Genomic DNA, 17,971 nt, shown 5'->3' with positions numbered 1-17,971 from the left:
ATGAAACCCTTATAGAGACAGACATTGCTGCGATTTTTGTCAATTGTTTTCGATCTAGAGCGAACTAATCAATTAAATCTCTTGCCAGATAAGGATTTAGTCGATTTATGCCCCCCTATCGAACCATACCAAGTAACGAAGAACCCCGTAGTATAGTTTATTGACCATAGAGATTGGGGGGATTGACTGCATTCTCAATTGTATTAGAGCGTTTTTCAGTCGGCTGAGGTACAAAAGTTATGGGTTTTAGGCAAAAGGCAAGAGGCAAAAGGGAAGAAAAATAGGTGTACCTCACTAGCTTAGGAAACGCTATATTATTCCCCCTGAAAGAGGACGAATACAATCGCTCCAGAGAATAATATGATTGTACTAATTACAATAAGCGCATCATGTGCGCTCAAAATTTAATTTTCCTAAGTCTATCTTGCCTGAAAATGAGGGGTTCGCAGGCAGGCACGGATTCCGATTATATAAATAAGTATATTTCAAGTGCTGGGATTTTGTCAAGAGGAATTATCGTCACCGTCAAATTAATTTCGCCACTAAAATCAAAGGTTCTTTCCAATCAACTAAAACCCTTGTGTTTGGTGAGGTGGGAACCCTAACCGTTGTATGATTGAACAATGCGAAGACTCACAATGACTCGACCCGACGACTGGCACCTTCATCTCCGCGATGGTGCGGCAATGAAAGCGGTTCTACCCCATACGGTGCGTCAGTTTGCCCGTGCCATTATCATGCCGAATTTAAAGCCCCCAGTGCGCTCGGTGGCTGATGCTGCCTCCTATCGCGAGCGCATTCTGGCAGCAGTTCCAGAGGGTCAACAGTTCGAGCCACTGATGACAATATATCTCACCGATAATACCAGTCCCGAAGAAATCTTGGCGGCGAAAGCCTCCCAGTTTGTCAAAGCGGTGAAATACTACCCGGCCGGTGCGACAACTAATTCCGACTTGGGGGTGACGGACCTTCGTAGGTGCGATGGCGTTTTTGCCGCCATGGAGCAGGTAGATATGCCGCTACTACTGCACGGAGAAGTTACCGATGGTGATATTGATGTGTTCGATCGAGAGAAAGTGTTCATTGAGAAGCACTTAATCCCACTGATAACAAGATTTCCCAAACTGCGGGTGGTGTTTGAACACATTACCACTGCCGATGCGGTCAAGTTTGTTCTATCTGCTAACAACAATGTCGCCGCCACAATTACGCCCCAACATTTATTGTTTAGCCGAAACATTCTCTTTACCGGGGGCATTCGTCCTCATTTTTATTGCCTGCCGATTTTGAAAAGAGAGGATCATCGTTTGGCACTTTTGCAAGCGGCAACATCGGGCAATCCCAAGTTTTTTCTAGGGACCGATAGCGCGCCCCATTCTCGCTACAGCAAAGAAAGTTCCTGTGGCTGTGCGGGTTGTTATTCGGCTCTGCACGCCCTAGAGTTGTACGCAGAAGCCTTTGAGAGCGTTGATGCAATTCAGCAACTAGAAGGGTTCGCCAGCTGCCACGGTCCAGATTTTTATCAACTCCCCCGAAATACCGAACAAATCACCTTAACCAAAACCCCTTGGCGCATTCCCGATGAATTGCCATTTCCCGAATCCGGACTGGTGCCGTTACGAGCGGGTGAAGAGATAACCTGGCAATTAGGGGAATAAAAACCGCCAGTTTTAGCTTGCATATAATGTTTGTGGCTTTTATGCTCCCGTCTTATTTTGATAATAATCGCGGGTTCCCTTGGCATCTAGGGCTTCTCCGAGACGAGTAATGGCCTGGGCGTAGGCGGCGTTACGCAGAGACGTATCGAACTCCTGGGCGAAAGACCAGACTTTTTCCGCTTCTGTCACCATTCTTTCTTTTAAGCGCTCATTTATCTCGTTTAATCGCCAATAAAGACCGCTGCGATTTTGCACCCATTCAAAATAACTCACCGTTACCCCACCTGCGTTAACCAGAATATCGGGGAAAACGAGAATCCCTTTTGAGTCTAAAATGCGATCGGCTTCTGAGGTAGTGGGACCATTGGCCACTTCAAAGATATATTTCGCCCGCACGCGATCGGCATTTTCGGCGGTAATTTGGTTTTCTAGGGCTGCTGGAATCAAAACATCCACATCTAGGGCTAATAATTCTTCATTACTAATCCCATCGTGTTCCACGATATGACAGACGGTATCCTGACAGTAAATAGCAGTAATCTCGCGGTGTTCCTGTTTATACTGACGAATGCTGGCAATATCTAGTCCTTTTTCCCGATAAATGCCGCCCTGGGAATCACTTACCGCCACCACTTGATAACCGGCTTTGGCGAGGAGATCCGCCACTATGGCCCCGGCGTTACCGAATCCCTGAACGGCTACGGTAGTATTAGCGGGTTTTTTGTCTAATTTCGGCAAAAGAGAATGAATAACATGAAAAGCTCCTGTTCCCGTCGCCGTATCGCGACCGCGACTGCCTCCCATGGTTAAAGGTTTCCCCGTCACCACCGCTGGACTAATTTTACGCTGAATGATGCTGTACTGGTCCATCATCCAACCCATGATCATCTCGTTGGTATAGACATCGGGGGCAAGAATATCGACATCGGGACCAATAAAGTCGGCTATACCCTCGATATAGCCCCGGCTAAGGCGTTCTAACTCGGCTTTTGACAATTCTTTCGGATTGAGGGTAATGCCGCCCTTAGCCCCACCAAAGGGCAAATCCAGCAGGGCGCATTTAAAGGTCATCCAAAAGGCCAAGGACTGCACCTCATCAATGCTGACGTTGGGATGATAGCGCACCCCTCCTTTGCCGGGGCCGCGGGTGTCATCGTAGCGGACGCGGTAGCCTTGGAAGATTCTCAGAGTGCCGTTGTCCATACGGACGGGTATGGAGACGCTGAGACTAGCTTTGGGATATTTTAACCGCTCGATCGCATCATCGGAAATGGAGACATACTTAAGGGCGCGTTCTAGGCGACTGCTGGCATCGGTAAAGAGTGATTTCGACATGATTTTTTTCCCCCTATCTATCCCCATTAGAACATGAAAAAACAGTATATTTCGCTACAGTTTATTTTTCTTAATTAACCATAGACAGGAATTGCCAACAAGTATTCTCAAACAAGGTTACTTGAGAGATTTTCCAGTACATCAACTACCCCACACCCCACACCCCACTTCCCTATCACCCCACTCCCCCATCCCCAACCTGCAACTAAAAAAGGGAAAGAGCGATGCTCCTCCCTTTTTTGATAATTTATTCAAGACGATTGTAGATGCACAGCAATCGAGGCTGAAATTACATTAAGCCTAATTGAGCAAGGATACCTTTGTGGGTTAAGTATTCCGTAGCTACGCCAATAACGAAACCGAGCATGGCTAAACGACCATTCCAGTTTTCAGCGAAAGCGGTGAAGCCGAGTTTGTTTTCTTGCTTATCCATGGTGAATTGCCTTCCTATAATAAAATTGCGTTTGATTCAAGTGCTTGATATTAAATGTAACATAACTTCCCAAACTATGCAACATTTGTTTACATAAATTTTATTAATGTTGACCATAAACTTTTATGGGGGCAGGGTCAAGGGTGGGCAATGGCGGCCGAAAATCAAACCTGATCTTAGTTCTAGGGCTAAATAACGGTTTTCCCATCCCTGACCGAAAAAGATTACAATCAAGCGAAAGGTCAAGAATCGATCGCCATCGAGCGAGGAGTGAATATGCGCGCCTTACTGATTTATCCCGTTTTTCCGCCGACTTTCTGGTCTTATAACAAAATTCTGGAATTAGTCGATCGCAAAGTCTTACTTCCTCCCCTGGGTATGGTGACGGTGGCGGCGATTTTACCGCAGCAATGGGAATTTAAACTGGTTGATCGCAATATTCGGGCGGTGACAGAAGCAGAATGGGATTGGGCCGAAATAGTGATTCTTTCCGGCATGATTGTGCAACGTCAAGATTTAATCGAGCAAATTCACGAAGCCAAGCAACGGGGTAAACTGGTGGCCGTGGGTGGTCCCTATCCCACTTCTATCCCCCACGAAGTGGCCGAGGCCGATTTTCTGATTCTCGATGAGGGAGAAATCACCATTCCGATGTTTGTGGAAGCATTGGCAAGAGGAGAAACTAAAGGTGTTTTCCGCACCACAGAAAAACCCGATGTGACAATTACCCCGATCCCACGCTACGATCTGCTCGATTTTGAAGCTTATGATTCCATGTCGGTACAATTCTCGCGCGGATGTCCCTTCCAGTGCGAATTTTGCGATATTATCGTTCTCTACGGTCGTAAACCCCGCACCAAAACCCCCGCACAATTATTAAAAGAATTAGATTATCTCTACGAGTTAGGTTGGCGCCGGGGCGTGTTCATGGTGGATGATAATTTTATTGGCAACAAGCGCAACGTTAAATTACTCCTCAAAGAATTAAAAGTTTGGCAAGAAGAACACCAGTATCCTTTCCGGTTTAACACGGAAGCATCGGTAGATTTAGCCGCCGATCCCGAATTAATGGAAATGATGGTCGATTGTTACTTTGATGCCGTCTTTTTAGGTATTGAAACCCCCGACGAAGAAAGTTTACAATTAACCAAAAAATTCCAAAATACCCGTAGTTCGTTAACCGAGACGGTAGAAAAGATTATTAAAGCCGGATTGCGCCCTATGGCGGGATTTATCATCGGTTTTGATGGCGAGAAAAAAGGAGCGGCCGATCGCATTATTAATTTTGTCGAAGAAGCGGCCATTCCCACGGCTCTATTTGGAATGTTACAAGCTTTACCCAATACCGCCCTATGGACTCGCTTGGAAAAAGAAGGACGACTAAGATTAACGGGGAAACAGGACATTAACCAAAGTACCCTGATGAATTTCGTTCCCACCCGGCCGATCGAAGATATTGCCACGGAATATATTGAAGCCTTCTGGAAATTGTACGATCCGGAGGTATTTCTCGATCGCACCTATCGCTGTTTCCTGAAATTAGGGGCACCTAAAGCGAAACCTGCCTTTAAACTGCCTCGCCGGGCCGATCTCTATGCCCTAGCGGTAATTATCTGGCGACAGGGCTTTAAACGTTCCACTCGCTGGAAATTCTGGCAGAATTTATTCGGTATTTTGCGCCATAATCCCGCCAATGCCGAACACTATATCACTGTCTGCGCCCACAACGAGCATTTCCTGGAATACCGTCAGATTGTTCGGGATGAAATTATGGCACAATTAGCCGAATTTCAACGCCAAGAGGCATTAACAGCGGAAAAAACCGCCATAGCGGCCTAATTATTCCGAGGATGGGTTATTTACCCATCCTGAACATTTTCTGTCCTGATGGTGGACGATCGATAAATCAATAATATTCCTAGTTTTCTGGTTAAAAATTCCCTCAATCTCTGCCAAAGCAATTCAGTATAAATTCTTAATTTTCTAGATATAATTACATTTTTTCCCTAAAATGTTAGCTGGAATACTGAATAAATCGAGAAAATCTGGATAAAGCCAGTATTTTTAGCTCCTTAACCCTATAAATCAAGGGAAAGTCAATGATTACTCGTCAAGAACTTAAGAAACTACAATCCCTAACTCAAATACCCGCCCTTTCCATTCTCTTACCTACCCATCGCACCTCACCGGATAACAAACAAGACCCTATTCTCGTTAAAAATTTGGTCGATGAAGCAAAGCGCCGATTATCGGCAGAATTCTCTAAACGTGAAATCGAACCTTTGTTCGAGCGCCTCGATAGTCTAGTGGCTGAAATAGATTATCCTTATACTCTAGATGGATTAGCTATCTATATTGGTCCGGATATTGCCAAGCTTTATAACCTGCCTTTTTCTGTCCAGGCAAGAGTTGTCATCGATAAAACCTTTGCCACACGGGATTTAGTTTATGGATTACATCGAGAACAACCCTATTGGCTGTTACTATTAAGTCAGGGTTCTACTCGTTTAATCTCAGCTACAGGAGAAACTCTCGAAGAAATTCGCGATCAAAATTTTCCCTTAGAAATGACTGGACCGGGGGCCACCGCACCACTGCCCTTTGATGCCGATACCAGTTATCTAGATGATAGAATCCGGCGATTTTTCCAGCAGGTAGATAATGCTCTGGGTGAATACATTGACATTGATGATTCTTCCCCTTTGATTGTGGGTGGAGTGGTTCGTCAAATTTCCTTCTTTCAAGAAGTTTCACAGTACACATCAGCAATTGTTGGCACTTTAACCGGCAATTTTGACAAAACCTCAATGTCGGAATTAATTCCGCAAGTATTGCCGATTATGCATTCAGTGCGTCAGACTCAAAAAACTGAAGCTCTGCAAGCTTTAGATGCGGCAGTCAGCGCTCAAAAAGTTATCTCTACCCTGGGAGAAGTGTGGCGTTTAGCGCAGGAAGGTCGAGGAAAATTGTTATTAGTGGAGAAAAATTACCATGTACCCGCAGTTTTAAGCGAAAACGGTGATTTGATACTGGTGGAAAACGTCGGTGGTACGGAGGTAATCGATGATGCAGTGGATGAAATTATCGAAGTGGTATTGGCCAAGGGAGGACGTGTAGCTTTAGTCGATGAAGATTCCTTGAACGATTACCAAAAAATTGCCTTAATTTTGCGTTATTAGACCTAATGGGCCGTTTCACAAGCCCCAATACTAACCCATTGACTAGAACCATCAGACCAGTATTCTTTTTTCCAGATGGGGGCATTATGCTTGAGAGTATCAATAGCATAACGACAGGCTGCGAAAGCTTCCCCCCGATGGGGACAACCCACAGCTACTAAGACGCTAATTTCACCGATTTGTAGCTTACCGGTGCGATGGTGAATGACAACTCGATTGGTATCGGGCCAGGTTTGCCGAATTTGCCCGGCAATTTGCCGGAAAACCTCGATCGCCATGGGTTCGTAGGCCTGATAATCAAGATAAATAACCGGTTTACCGTCGGTTTGCTCCCGTACAGTGCCACTCATTAGTACAATAGCACCATTAGCCCCATCATCGGCTAATTGATATACTTCCTGCAAAGATAAGGGAGCAAAACTGACGCGAAAACTATCTGGTGTCATGGATGAGGTGATGGGGGTTGGGTGTGGGGTGTAGGGTGTGGGAATTAGGAATTAGGAAGTGGGGGGAATAAATAAAATAATCTCCTGACTACTGCCTTCCTTAACAACATAGCTATCGCTTTTTCGGAGTCAAGAGATGTTTCTATTTTTTCATCTTCATAAATATACTCAATCTCAAACCAGCGAGCCGAGTATTTTGGATGTATTTGTACTTCCTTGATATGTTTGTCTTTGAGTCTTTCAGTCAATGGGAATTTTAAGGAACCCATCCTTAACTTTAATCCTGGCAATAATCAGGGGGAAATGTCCGTCCGATCCAAAGCAGTCAGGGAGTTAAAAGTTTTCACTGTAGCTTTAGTGTATAGTGAAATATTCTCAACGTCAAGCCGTCCTAAAAGGCCGGGGTTTCAAACCGATTATTTTCGATGAAAAAATTAATTCTAGCCACGAGTAACCCGGGTAAATTAGCAGAGATAGGGGAATACTTAACTGATATCGACCTAGAATTGCAGTTAAAACCCGATGATTTAGAGATAGAGGAAACCGGGGCGACTTTTACTGAAAATGCTTATTTAAAAGCTGCTCAAATTGCCCTAACATTGGGAGAATGGTCGATCGCTGATGATTCGGGATTGGAAGTAACTGGGTTAGGAAATGCACCGGGGATTTACTCGGCCCGCTACGGTGAAAATGATCGAGAAAGAATCGATCGCCTCGTCAGAGAATTAGGAGATAATCAGGATCGCTCGGCCCGTTTTGTCTGTGTAATTGCGATCGCCCGTCCCGATGGTGAGATTGCCTTGACTGCTACAGGAATCTGCACGGGAGAAATTTTAACCAGTCCTAGGGGTGAAGGTGGTTTTGGTTACGATCCGATTTTTTATGTTCCCGAATACGCTTTAACCTTTGCGGAAATGTCTCCCGAATTAAAAAGAAAAATTAGCCACCGAGGACGAGCTTTTCAGCAATTACTGCCCCATCTCAAGACTCTCGCGGGTACAAATTCATTAAAGCCCTGACTTGTTCAGCATGATAAGAGCTTCTTGTCAAGGGACTCGCAACAATTTGTAAAAATCCCAGAGATTCCCCATATTCGCGCCAAGCGTGGAACTGTTCGGGGGTGATAAATTCCTGTACACCGAGATGTTTTGACGATGGTTGCAGATACTGCCCGATGGTGAGAATATCACAATCGACGGCCCGTAAATCGCGCATTACTTGGCGCACTTCCTCGTCGGTTTCCCCCAATCCCACCATAATGCCCGATTTTGTGTAGGTAGCGGGAACAATGGCGCGAGCGCGCTGCAATAATTCTAGAGAACGCTGGTAATCACCCTGGGGACGCACGCGACGATAGAGACGGGGAACAGTTTCGGTATTGTGGTTTAAAACTTCAGGTTTAGCGGCAAGAATTAAAGCTAAAGCCTGCCAATTGCCGCAAAGATCGGGAATCAGCACTTCGATGGTGGTTTTTGGGGAAATGCGGCGAATTTCCTCGATACAACGGACAAATTGACTAGCACCCCCATCGGCCAAATCATCGCGATTGACAGAAGTGATCACTACATGATTAAGATCAAGACGTTGCACGGCTGCCGCTAGTCGCTGGGGTTCCGTGGAGTCTAAAGGTTGCGGTTTTTTCTCAAAATCTATATCACAGTAAGGACAGGCGCGAGTACAAGCAGGACCCATAATTAAAAAGGTAGCCGTCCCCGCGTGGAAACATTCGCCGATATTGGGACAGGAAGCCTCCTCACAAACGGTATTTAAGCCTAAATCGCGTAAAACTTCCTTAACACTGCCGACTCGCTGCCATTGCGGTGCTTTCACCCTTAACCACTCTGGTTTGACCGTCACGCCTGAACTACTCCGATAATTTTTGCCTATATCTGTAATATCCTAGCAAGTCTCGACCCACTCAAGGCCGAATATGCTATGATGATTTAGCTGAAAATTTTCGGGATGTAGCGCAGCTTGGTAGCGCACTTCGTTCGGGACGAAGGGGCCGCAGGTTCGAATCCTGTCATCCCGATTAAAGACAATCAAGGGGAGAGGCAAAATAGGCTCTCTTGGGTTTGCTGGGTAAAATGTATTCTAGGATATAGTCCTGCTGGCGAGGGAGTGGAAAGAACCACTCCAGACACAGAGGACACAAAGATCGATCGCTCCTATGTGGGTTAAACTGATCACACCAAGAATAAGAGAGTCCAAAATCTATCTTCTCTTTGATTATAACTACTTATTTACCTCCTCTAAGCCCATGTCTAGATTATTAATCAGCCAGTATCAGGCGGAAGTTGAGAAGATTGTCCAATATGGCGGCAGTCGCAAGGAAACTTCGATTAGAGTCGCTTTTCAGAATTTGTTAAATGACTATTGCAAGGCGCGGGATTTTTTGTTAATTCCGGAGTTGGATTATCGCACTAAGTCGGGAAAAGTTGTCTATCCTGACGGGACGGTAAAGGATGCTTTACGGTTAGATTGGGGATATTGGGAAAGTAAGGATCAATACGATAATTTAGACGAAGAAATTGAGAAAAAGTTAGCGAAAGGCTACCCTAATGACAATATTTTATTTGAAGATTCCCAGACGGCGGTTTTAATTCAAGGAGGAGAGGAAAGACTGCGCGTCTCGATGCGGGATGATGGGGCTTTGGATGGGATTATTAATGCTTTTATCAATTATGTACGTCCGGAGGTTGAGGATTTTCGAGAGGCGATTGCTAGTTTTAAGGAAGATTTACCAACAATTTTGGAAGCGTTGCGGGATTTAATTGCGTTGCAATCGGAGACGAATCGGAATTTTGTGACAGCGCGGGACAATTTTTTAGAGATTTGTCGCAAGTCAATCAATCCAGAAATTAGTCTGGAAGATGTGCGAGAGATGATTATTCAACACATCCTGACAGAGGATATTTTTATCAATATTTTTAATGAGTCCCAGTTTCACCGGGAAAATAATATCGCTAGGGAATTACAGGGAGTGATTGAAACTTTCTTTACTGGTAATACCAAGCGCAATACTTTAGGGACTATTGAACGTTATTATGCGGTAATTCGGCGGACGGCGGCGAATATTTATAACCACCACGAGAAGCAGAAATTTCTCAAGGCGATTTATGAGAATTTTTATAAAGCATACAATCCGAAAGCGGCGGACCGGTTGGGAATTGTCTATACACCCAATGAAATTGTCCGTTTTATGATTGAAAGTGTCGATTATTTAGTTCACAAGCATTTTGGTAAGTTGTTGGCGGATCCAGGAGTAGAAATTTTAGATCCGGCGACGGGGACAGGAACTTTTATAACGGAGTTGATTGAGTATTTACCGAAGGATAAGTTACGGTACAAGTATAAGCATGAGATGCACTGTAATGAGGTGGCAATTCTGCCTTATTATATTGCTAATTTGAATATTGAGTTCACCTACAAGCAGAAGATGGGTGAGTATGAAGAGTTTGAGCATATCTGTTTTGTCGATACCCTGGACCATGCTGCTTTTCATCTCAAGCAGATGGATTTGTTTGCTATGTCGGTGGAGAATACCCAACGCATTCAAAATCAAAATGACCGCAATATTTCTGTAATTATTGGTAATCCTCCTTATAATGCTAATCAGCAAAATGAGAATGACAATAATAAAAATCGGAAGTATCCTGCTATTGATAAGCGCATTAAGGATACTTACATCGAAGAGAGTACAGCGCAGAAGACAAAGCTATATGATATGTATTCTCGCTTCTTTCGTTGGGCTACTGATAGGTTAGGTGAAAATGGTATAATAGCTTTTATTACTAACTCTTCTTTTATCGATGCGAGGACATTTGACGGTTTTAGAAAAGTAGTAGAGAATGAGTTTAGTGAAATTTATATCATTGATTTAGGTGGTAATGTCAGGAAAAATCCTAAACTTTCAGGGACAACTCATAATGTTTTCGGTATTCAGACGGGGGTGGCGATTAGTTTGATGGTGAAGCGAGAAAGTAATAATCTTCCTTGTCAAATTTTATATACTCGCCGTCCTGAATTGGATACAGCATCGCAAAAATTAGAGTTTTTGTCATCGACAAAACTTAATCAGCTTGATTTTGAGCATATCATCCCAGATAAAAAACATAATTGGATTGAACAATCAGATAATGATTTTAATAGCTTAATACCTGTAGTTGATAAAGATACTAAGCTGTCCAAAGATCAAATTCATGAAGTTGCAATATTTAAGTTGTACACAAATGGAATAAAGAGTAATAGAGATGAATGGGTATATGATTTCAATTCACAGCAACTTGAGAGCAAGATAAGTTATTTTATCGATATTTATAATTCAGATATTTTTAAATACGCAGAAACGTCTTTGTTTTCCAATATAAATATTGATGAAATGGTAAATCTTAATATTAAATGGAGTCGAGATTTAAAAAAGCACTTAATTTCTAGGCATAGCATTACTTTTGATAGAGCAAAAATTATATTTTCTCTATTTCGCCCTTTTATAAAGCAATTATTTTACAGCGATTTTATACTCAATGATGTTCTAACTAACTATCATGCAGAATTGTTTGGGAAAGGATTTGATTATAGTAATAGTGTTATTTATTTTTCAGGCGTTCCGTCATCTAAACCTTTTCAAGTTTTAACCTCTAATTGTCCGGTTGATTATCATTTCATTGGTGATACACTTTGTCTCCCCCTCTACCGCTACGACAAAGAAGGAAACCGCATCGACAATATCACCGATTGGGGATTGCAACAATTCCAAAAACATTACAACGATAAAACCATCACCAAACTCCACATCTTCCACTACACTTATGCAGTCCTTCACTACCCGGAATATCGCAGTAAATACGAATTAAATCTTAAGCGAGAATTTCCCCGACTTCCCTTTTATGATAACTTCTCTCAATGGGTAGAATGGGGAAGCAAACTAATGGAATTACATATCAACTATGAAACCGTCGCACCCTACCCACTAACCCGCATTGATACTAATAATAACCTCAAACCAAAAACTAAACTAAAAGCTGACCGAGAAAAAAATTCTATCAACCTCGATGATGTCACTTTCCTACAAGATATTCCCAAAATTGCTTGGGAATATAAACTCGGTAATCGTTCGGCCCTAGAATGGATATTAGATCAATATAAGGAAAAGAAACCCAAAGATCAAACCATCGCCGAAAGATTTAATAACTATCGCTTTGCCGATTATAAAGAAACAGTAATTGACTTATTACAACGAGTCTGTACTGTCAGCGTCGAAACCATGAAAATAATAGAAGCGATGAGACATTAAAAAGATTGCTTCTGGGAAATCTTATTCTAGATTCTACACCCGTTCGGCTGAACGTTCGACTGATCTCACGGCCTCCTGCCCCCTGCCTCCGTTAACGGCTACATCCCGCACTTTATCCTTTGTATTCTTGTCTAAGTTTTTGTACTCTTTCTGTCTCTTTTGCGGGTGGGTGTAGAGTTTTTTTGCGGGTTATTCCCAAGCGTTCGGCTATTCTTGCCACTGTCGCCACACCTAACACTATACCAGTTCTTTCTAGGAATAGTTTCGATAGTTGAGCAAGAGTTGCGTGATTATTTTCCTCAATTAACTCACCGAGGACGAGCATTTGTTCTGGCGTGAGTTTTAAATGACGTCCACATCGATAAGTCTTCGGTCGAAGATCTCCCGTTTCTCGATATTGCTTCAAAAGCTTTTGTACGAAACTTAGGGTTACGCAGAATCTTTTCGCTAATTGTCTTTGAGAGATGGGTTCGTTATAATAACAGTCGAGGATTTTCTGACGGAACTCTACTGGATAGGATTTCATTTTTTGTGCGGTTTAGCTATCGATGACATTATACTTCATATTTGTGAGAAAGAAAGAAAAATGTTATAGTGGGTTTTCTGGCGCGACCCAAGCGATCGCTAAAGATGTTATTATCTAGGGTCTGCTGAATAAATCTAAAAACCTTATCCAACAAGGTTTTTAGACTCTTTTTCCCTCAAAAAGTGCCGACCCTTGGAGTGATTGGGGGGAAAATTCAGGGACTTTTTCCCTGAAAATTAGGTAGTTGACCACCTGAAAATCGGTAAAACCCTACACCCCACACCCCACACCCCACACCCTGCCCCCAAGAAAAACTTTTTGCCGCAAACCCTAGTTATACTTTTAGAACAGATTCAGATCCGTTAAAGCGCCGAGACTGCTAGAGGAGACTAACTTGGCGTATTTGCCGAGAATTCCCGTTTTATAGCGTGGGGGGCGCGGTTGCCAATGGTTACGACGACGGACTAATTCTTCTTCCGATACATTTAAACTCAAGAGACGTTGACGAGCATCAATAGTGATTTGATCCCCTTCCTCTACTAGGGCAATTGTACCACCCACCGCCGCTTCCGGAGCGACGTGACCGACCACCATGCCATAGGTTCCCCCGGAAAAACGACCATCGGTAATTAATCCCACGGAATCCCCTAAACCGGCGCCGATAATTGCCGAAGTGGGGGCTAACATTTCCCGCATACCCGGTCCGCCTACTGGTCCCTCGTAACGGACAACCACCACATCCCCGGCTTGAATTTTTCCCGCTAAAATTGCCTCTAAACAGGTTTCTTCCGACTCAAACACCCGCGCCGGTCCGGTGATTACCGGAGTTTTCACGCCGCTAATTTTGGCCACCGCCCCCTCCGTGGCCAGATTTCCTTTTAAAATGGCTAAATGACCCTCTTTATAGACAGGATTGCTAAAAGGACGGATAACGTCTTGGCCTGAGGGCGGTTGGTCGGGAATATCGGCTAAAATCTCGGCGATAGTCTGACCGCTAATGGTGAGAGCATCCCCGTGTAGTAAACCATTAACCAGGAGAATTTTCATCACTTGGGGAATACCGCCGGCTTTGTGCAGATCCACGGTAACGTAACGCCCGGAGGGTTTAAGATCGCAGATAACCGGTACACGCTGCCGGATAGTTTCAAAATCATCGATCGATAATTCTACCCCGATGGTGCGGGAAATGGCTAAAAGGTGCAGCACAGCGTTAGTGGAACCTCCCACCGCCATAATTACCGAAATAGCGTTCTCAAAGGCTTTACGGGTCAAAATTTGGCTAGGGAGAATCTGTTTTCTAATCGCCTCGACCAAAACCTTGGCCGATTCTTCGGTACTATCGGCTTTTTCCGCATCTTCGGCGGCCATGGTCGAGGAATAGGGTAAACTCATGCCCATGGCTTCAAAAGCGGAAGACATGGTATTAGCAGTAAACATTCCACCACAGGAACCGGCACCGGGGCAAGCGTTGCGTTCGATTCCGATGAGGTCTTCTTCACTGATTTTACCGGCGCTGTACTGTCCCACGGCTTCAAAGGAACTGACCACGGTTAAATCGCAATCTTTGTAGCGCCCCGGTTTAATCGTGCCACCATAGACGAAAATAGCGGGAATATTCATCCGGGCCATGGCAATCATTGCCCCCGGCATATTTTTGTCACAACCCCCGATAGCGAGGACTCCATCGAGACTTTGACCATTACAGACGGTTTCAATGGAATCGGCGATTACTTCCCTAGAAACGAGAGAATATTTCATCCCTTCTGTTCCCATGGAAATCCCGTCACTAATGGTGATAGTCCCGAAAAGTTGCGGCATTCCCCCCGCTAATCTGGTGGCTGCTTCGGCACGCATTGCTAAATCATTAATTCCCATGTTACAGGGGGTAATGGTGCTAAATCCATTAGCGATGCCGATGATTGGTTTGCTAAAGTCCTCATCCCCAAAACCTACCGCTCTTAACATGGCCCGATTCGGACTGCGTTGGGTACCTTGGGTAACAATGCGACTTCTGTAGTTATCTGCCATAACTTTATCTTTCTCCAATGGCGGCTGATGTGTGCGATCGCTGCTCAAGTTCTCCAATCGCACCTTTATTTCTATTTTCTGACTTTTGGCCGCTCTGAGCAGGTTTTAGGACAGTCCATGTCTAAAGAAAATATAAAACTGTGGGAGTAATGAACTATTCCCCACCGCTTCGCCAAGGGGCGAGTTTCTGACGCTTCTTTGTCGATGGTGGTTGGTGCGGACGGTAATGATTTGGTAGTAGTGGCGTAGCCCTCTTGCTTGAAGTGTGTAAAATATTTGTAATAAAAACAATTGGCTCAAATCAGTTTTTAATGAAGCGGTGTTATCATTTTAGCATACTTAACTCAGATAAACCCTAAAGGCTCTCCTAGAGTAGTTATGTAAAAATAGTAACAATCAAGGAAGATATTGAGACTTAAAGTTATCTCAAAAAATAGTTAGAATCCTTGGTTTGACAAGAAGATAGAAACTGTTATAGGCTAAAAGACATAGCTCAAGCCGAGTCTAAACTTAACATTTTATTATATAGGAAGGGGTTATGCTGTCACTCCAGTGGCAAAATTGAGATGCTTCCAGAAAATATTTAAGGTAAAATTAGATAGACTATCTCCAAAACTTAATTAACAATTAGGAAACTAAGTCAATGCTACAATCAGTTAAAGGCATTTATAGACAAGGAAAGATCGAGCTTTTAGAAACTCCCAATAACCTAGAAGAAAGTTCAGTTATTATCACATTTTTAGAAGATAAACCAATCCAAAAATATCCCAAATTAATGTGCTTTGGAATGTTCACGGGGGATTATCAATCTACAGAAGAAGATTTTTCATTCGCCGAATTTCAGGGCGATGCAGATGACCACTTAGATTGGTCTTAAACCGATGAAATATGTGCTGGATACTCACGCCTTAATTTGGTTTTTAGAAGGGAATCCCCGATTGGGAAAAAATGCCAAAACGATCCTTTCTGACCCGAACAGGGAATTAGTTTTACCGGCTATTGTTTTAGCTGAAGCGGCTTGGATTGTTGAGCGAGGCAGAACATCAATCCCTTCGGTTTTAGAATTATTTAGGGTTTGCTGAATAAATCTAAAAACCTTGTTGGATAAGGCTTTTAGACTTGTTTTCCCTGAAAAAGTGCCTACCATTGGAGTGATTGGGGGGAAAATTTAGGGATTTTTTCCCTGAAAATTAGGTAATTGACCACCTGAAAATGGGTAAAACCCCACACCCCACACCCCACACCCCACACCCTGCCCCCACGAAAAACTTTTTCAGCAGCCCCTAGGTAGGAAGGGGTTATGCTGTCACTCCGCTTGCAAAATTGGGATGTTCCCAGAAAATAGGATGCATCTCAATTTTGGAGAAATACTTTTTCTAGGGATTCGGGAATTTTTCACCAATCAATTAATTGGTGAACTTCAGGAAAGAAGAAGCCTAAAAATGCTTCAAAATACTCGGTTAATGCTTCTTGCCATGATTCATCATAATTGGCGGTTGTTTGGTTCATGGCGAGATAAATTAGCACACTAAGTACGGAAGAACCGTAGCGTAACGCACCGATTTAATAATAGAGGTGGTGCGTTACGGCGGCTTGTTGATGCGTGTTTTTTTGACGGAATTGTTAGCCGCCTAACGCACCCTACAAGCTGTGTGGCTAGGTTAATTTATCAGTGTGAAATCAGCCGCTATCAGGGTAGGAACAGTCAACAAACTGGCAAATTCAGAGCCACTTCCTAAGCCAGCAGCACTACCATTTTGATTGTAGTAGATACTGCCACTGCTGGTACTGTAAACGATAAAAGCACTGCTAGTGGCGACTAAATCATCGTCAGCGACGCTGGCAAATTCAGCCGGTTGACTGAAGCCATTGCCAATGCTACTTTGTAAAGCAGTAAAGATGGCTTTACTTAATACTATTTTATCACTACCCGAAGTGAAATCGCTGATGGTATCGATTCCTAAATTACTACTGTTGAAGATAAAGTTATCGCTACCATTACCACCAGTGAGTAAATCATCACCAAAACCACCAATTAAACTATCGTTTCCGTCTTGACCGGTTAATTGATCGTTGCCACCACCACCAGTTAGAGTATTATTAAGGCTATTCCCGGTTAGTCGGTCATTACCGCTATCGCCAATAATATTTTCGATGGTGTTATTTGCGGAAAAAGTCAATCTTAGATTATTACTGACGACGGTTTGGACAGTAGTAATCCCCAAGTTAACTCTTACTGCGGTATTTGTCCCAGTAAAGTCGAGGGTATCGATACCGCCGGTGGTAGTTTCTTGGATGGTATCGCTTCCTAATGGGGTTGAAGCATTGAAACAGTAAATATCGTTACCATTAGCACCAGCGAGGATATTGTTACCGCTATTTCCGGTGATTTTATTGTTACCAGCGTTACCTGTACCGTTAATATTATTACTGCCAATTAGTCTGAGGTTTTCGACATTGTTGGGTAAGGTGCGAGTACTTGCGCTTTGTAGGGTGTCAGTAATAATTACTTGTCCAATTGCTTCGTCGGGATTGATGGTGGCATTAACCGCATTTGACAGGGTTACTGTAAAGGCTTCATCAGGTTCATTGAGGTTATCATTGAGGATGGGAATGCTAATAGTAGCAGTGGAAGTATTCGCCGCAATGGTGAGGGTTCCTGTCTGGCTAGTGTAATCTACATTGGCGGTAGCATCAATGGGTGCAGTGGTATAGTTGACAGTAATTTGTTGTGGATTGGGGTTATTGACAGTAACGGTGAGGATGGCATTACTATTTTGACCTTCCACCACGGTGATGTCATTGATGGAGAGTTGCGAGGTGACACTGGTAGCGGGGACATTAGTAATCGTCCCGGTAACTGCGGTAGTTGTCCCAACTGTATAACCGGTCCCGGTCGCAAGAGTTAAAATGACGGTTTCATTACTTTCAGCAGTTGTGTCAGGAGTCGGGTCAACGATTACAGTCGCAGTCGCTGAATTAGCAGCAAAGATGACACGTGCGGTAATAGAAGCGTAATCGGTTCCATTGGTTGCTGTCCCAGCAACACTATAATTAACGGTTAAGGGAT

The 17,971-nt window shown here is 43.6% G+C and carries 14 protein-coding genes and 1 tRNA gene; 8 read left to right on the top strand and 7 right to left on the bottom strand.

Annotation, left to right across the window (positions count from 1 at the left end):
• The first annotated feature begins 623 nt into the window (after positions 1-623).
• On the top strand, positions 624-1,658 hold the full coding sequence (gene pyrC, locus IM500_RS22500) for a dihydroorotase (RefSeq protein ID WP_190722011.1): 1,035 nt from the start codon (positions 624-626) through the stop codon (positions 1,656-1,658).
• A 39-nt stretch (positions 1,659-1,697) separates the two neighbouring features.
• On the opposite strand, the gene IM500_RS22495 is transcribed toward pyrC, so the two are convergent.
• Both IM500_RS22495 and IM500_RS22490 read right to left on the bottom strand, forming a co-directional pair.
• Positions 1,698-2,993, bottom strand: coding sequence for a Glu/Leu/Phe/Val family dehydrogenase (locus tag IM500_RS22495; protein ID WP_190722012.1), 1,296 nt, complete (start codon positions 2,991-2,993; stop codon positions 1,698-1,700).
• A gap of 289 nt (positions 2,994-3,282) precedes the next feature.
• Positions 3,283-3,444: a CAB/ELIP/HLIP family chlorophyll-binding protein gene (locus IM500_RS22490; RefSeq protein WP_487353236.1), complete on the bottom strand. Its 162-nt coding sequence runs from the start codon at positions 3,442-3,444 to the stop codon at positions 3,283-3,285.
• Positions 3,445-3,702: 258 nt separating this feature from the next.
• On the opposite strand from IM500_RS22490, the gene IM500_RS22485 reads away from it, so the two are divergent.
• Together IM500_RS22485 and IM500_RS22480 are read left to right on the top strand one after the other, a co-directional pair.
• A complete protein-coding gene (locus IM500_RS22485; protein ID WP_002762021.1) occupies positions 3,703-5,265 on the top strand; it encodes a B12-binding domain-containing radical SAM protein in 1,563 nt (520 codons plus the stop codon).
• Positions 5,266-5,525: 260 nt separating this feature from the next.
• The gene (locus tag IM500_RS22480) at positions 5,526-6,605 is read left to right on the top strand and encodes an AOC03_06830 family ribosome hibernation factor (protein WP_190722013.1); all 1,080 of its coding nucleotides are present in this window, start codon (positions 5,526-5,528) and stop codon (positions 6,603-6,605) included.
• Positions 6,606-6,607: 2 nt separating this feature from the next.
• Here the strand turns inward: IM500_RS22480 and IM500_RS22475 are convergent, their stop codons facing one another.
• Positions 6,608-7,051: a molybdenum cofactor biosynthesis protein MoaE gene (locus tag IM500_RS22475; RefSeq protein WP_004163195.1), complete on the bottom strand. Its 444-nt coding sequence runs from the start codon at positions 7,049-7,051 to the stop codon at positions 6,608-6,610.
• A gap of 425 nt (positions 7,052-7,476) precedes the next feature.
• On the opposite strand from IM500_RS22475, the gene rdgB reads away from it, so the two are divergent.
• The gene (gene rdgB / locus IM500_RS22470) at positions 7,477-8,070 is read left to right on the top strand and encodes an RdgB/HAM1 family non-canonical purine NTP pyrophosphatase (RefSeq protein ID WP_287739572.1); all 594 of its coding nucleotides are present in this window, start codon (positions 7,477-7,479) and stop codon (positions 8,068-8,070) included.
• Here the strand turns inward: rdgB and lipA are convergent.
• Positions 8,033-8,938: a lipoyl synthase gene (gene lipA, locus IM500_RS22465; RefSeq protein ID WP_502882369.1), complete on the bottom strand. Its 906-nt coding sequence runs from the start codon at positions 8,936-8,938 to the stop codon at positions 8,033-8,035. The genes rdgB and lipA overlap by 38 nt on opposite strands.
• Positions 8,939-9,009: 71 nt before the next feature.
• Between lipA and IM500_RS22460 the strand changes: the two genes are divergently transcribed.
• Both IM500_RS22460 and IM500_RS22455 read left to right on the top strand, forming a co-directional pair.
• A tRNA-Pro gene (locus IM500_RS22460) sits at positions 9,010-9,083 on the top strand.
• A gap of 228 nt (positions 9,084-9,311) precedes the next feature.
• Entirely contained in the window at positions 9,312-12,347 is a 3,036-nt protein-coding gene (locus IM500_RS22455) for a type ISP restriction/modification enzyme (RefSeq protein WP_287739570.1), read from the top strand.
• Between the two features lie 112 nt (positions 12,348-12,459).
• On the opposite strand, the gene IM500_RS22450 is transcribed toward IM500_RS22455, so the two are convergent.
• A complete protein-coding gene (locus IM500_RS22450; RefSeq protein ID WP_287739569.1) occupies positions 12,460-12,873 on the bottom strand; it encodes a helix-turn-helix domain-containing protein in 414 nt (137 codons plus the stop codon).
• Positions 12,874-13,215: 342 nt separating this feature from the next.
• Positions 13,216-14,901, bottom strand: coding sequence for a dihydroxy-acid dehydratase (ilvD, locus tag IM500_RS22445; RefSeq protein WP_287739568.1), 1,686 nt, complete (start codon positions 14,899-14,901; stop codon positions 13,216-13,218).
• Positions 14,902-15,544: 643 nt separating this feature from the next.
• Between ilvD and IM500_RS22440 the strand changes: the two genes are divergently transcribed.
• Both IM500_RS22440 and IM500_RS22435 read left to right on the top strand, forming a co-directional pair.
• A complete protein-coding gene (locus IM500_RS22440) occupies positions 15,545-15,778 on the top strand; it encodes a hypothetical protein (protein WP_002763254.1) in 234 nt (77 codons plus the stop codon).
• A gap of 4 nt (positions 15,779-15,782) precedes the next feature.
• On the top strand, positions 15,783-15,983 hold the full coding sequence (locus IM500_RS22435; RefSeq protein WP_287739567.1) for a type II toxin-antitoxin system VapC family toxin: 201 nt from the start codon (positions 15,783-15,785) through the stop codon (positions 15,981-15,983).
• A gap of 579 nt (positions 15,984-16,562) precedes the next feature.
• Here the strand turns inward: IM500_RS22435 and IM500_RS22430 are convergent.
• On the bottom strand, positions 16,563-17,971 hold a 1,409-nt coding region (locus IM500_RS22430; RefSeq protein WP_287739566.1), incomplete at its 5' end, for a Calx-beta domain-containing protein.

The sequence above is a fragment of the Microcystis sp. M179S2 genome, assembly GCF_020245805.1.
In the GTDB taxonomy this organism is placed as follows: domain Bacteria; phylum Cyanobacteriota; class Cyanobacteriia; order Cyanobacteriales; family Microcystaceae; genus Microcystis; species Microcystis aeruginosa.
This window is presented reverse-complemented; position numbering and strand designations above follow the sequence as displayed.

Bases quoted from the DNA above. Each gene is read 5' to 3' on its own strand.
- pyrC (WP_190722011.1), top strand. From the start codon at position 624: ATGCGAAGACTCACAATGACTCGACCCGACGACTGGCACCTTCATCTC.
- IM500_RS22495 (WP_190722012.1), bottom strand. From the start codon at position 2,993: ATGTCGAAATCACTCTTTACCGATGCCAGCAGTCGCCTAGAACGCGCC.
- IM500_RS22485 (WP_002762021.1), top strand. From the start codon at position 3,703: ATGCGCGCCTTACTGATTTATCCCGTTTTTCCGCCGACTTTCTGGTCT.
- IM500_RS22480 (WP_190722013.1), top strand. From the start codon at position 5,526: ATGATTACTCGTCAAGAACTTAAGAAACTACAATCCCTAACTCAAATA.
- IM500_RS22475 (WP_004163195.1), bottom strand. From the start codon at position 7,051: ATGACACCAGATAGTTTTCGCGTCAGTTTTGCTCCCTTATCTTTGCAG.
- rdgB (WP_287739572.1), top strand. From the start codon at position 7,477: ATGAAAAAATTAATTCTAGCCACGAGTAACCCGGGTAAATTAGCAGAG.
- IM500_RS22455 (WP_287739570.1), top strand. From the start codon at position 9,312: ATGTCTAGATTATTAATCAGCCAGTATCAGGCGGAAGTTGAGAAGATT.
- IM500_RS22450 (WP_287739569.1), bottom strand. From the start codon at position 12,873: ATGAAATCCTATCCAGTAGAGTTCCGTCAGAAAATCCTCGACTGTTAT.
- ilvD (WP_287739568.1), bottom strand. From the start codon at position 14,901: ATGGCAGATAACTACAGAAGTCGCATTGTTACCCAAGGTACCCAACGC.
- IM500_RS22440 (WP_002763254.1), top strand. From the start codon at position 15,545: ATGCTACAATCAGTTAAAGGCATTTATAGACAAGGAAAGATCGAGCTT.
- IM500_RS22435 (WP_287739567.1), top strand. From the start codon at position 15,783: ATGAAATATGTGCTGGATACTCACGCCTTAATTTGGTTTTTAGAAGGG.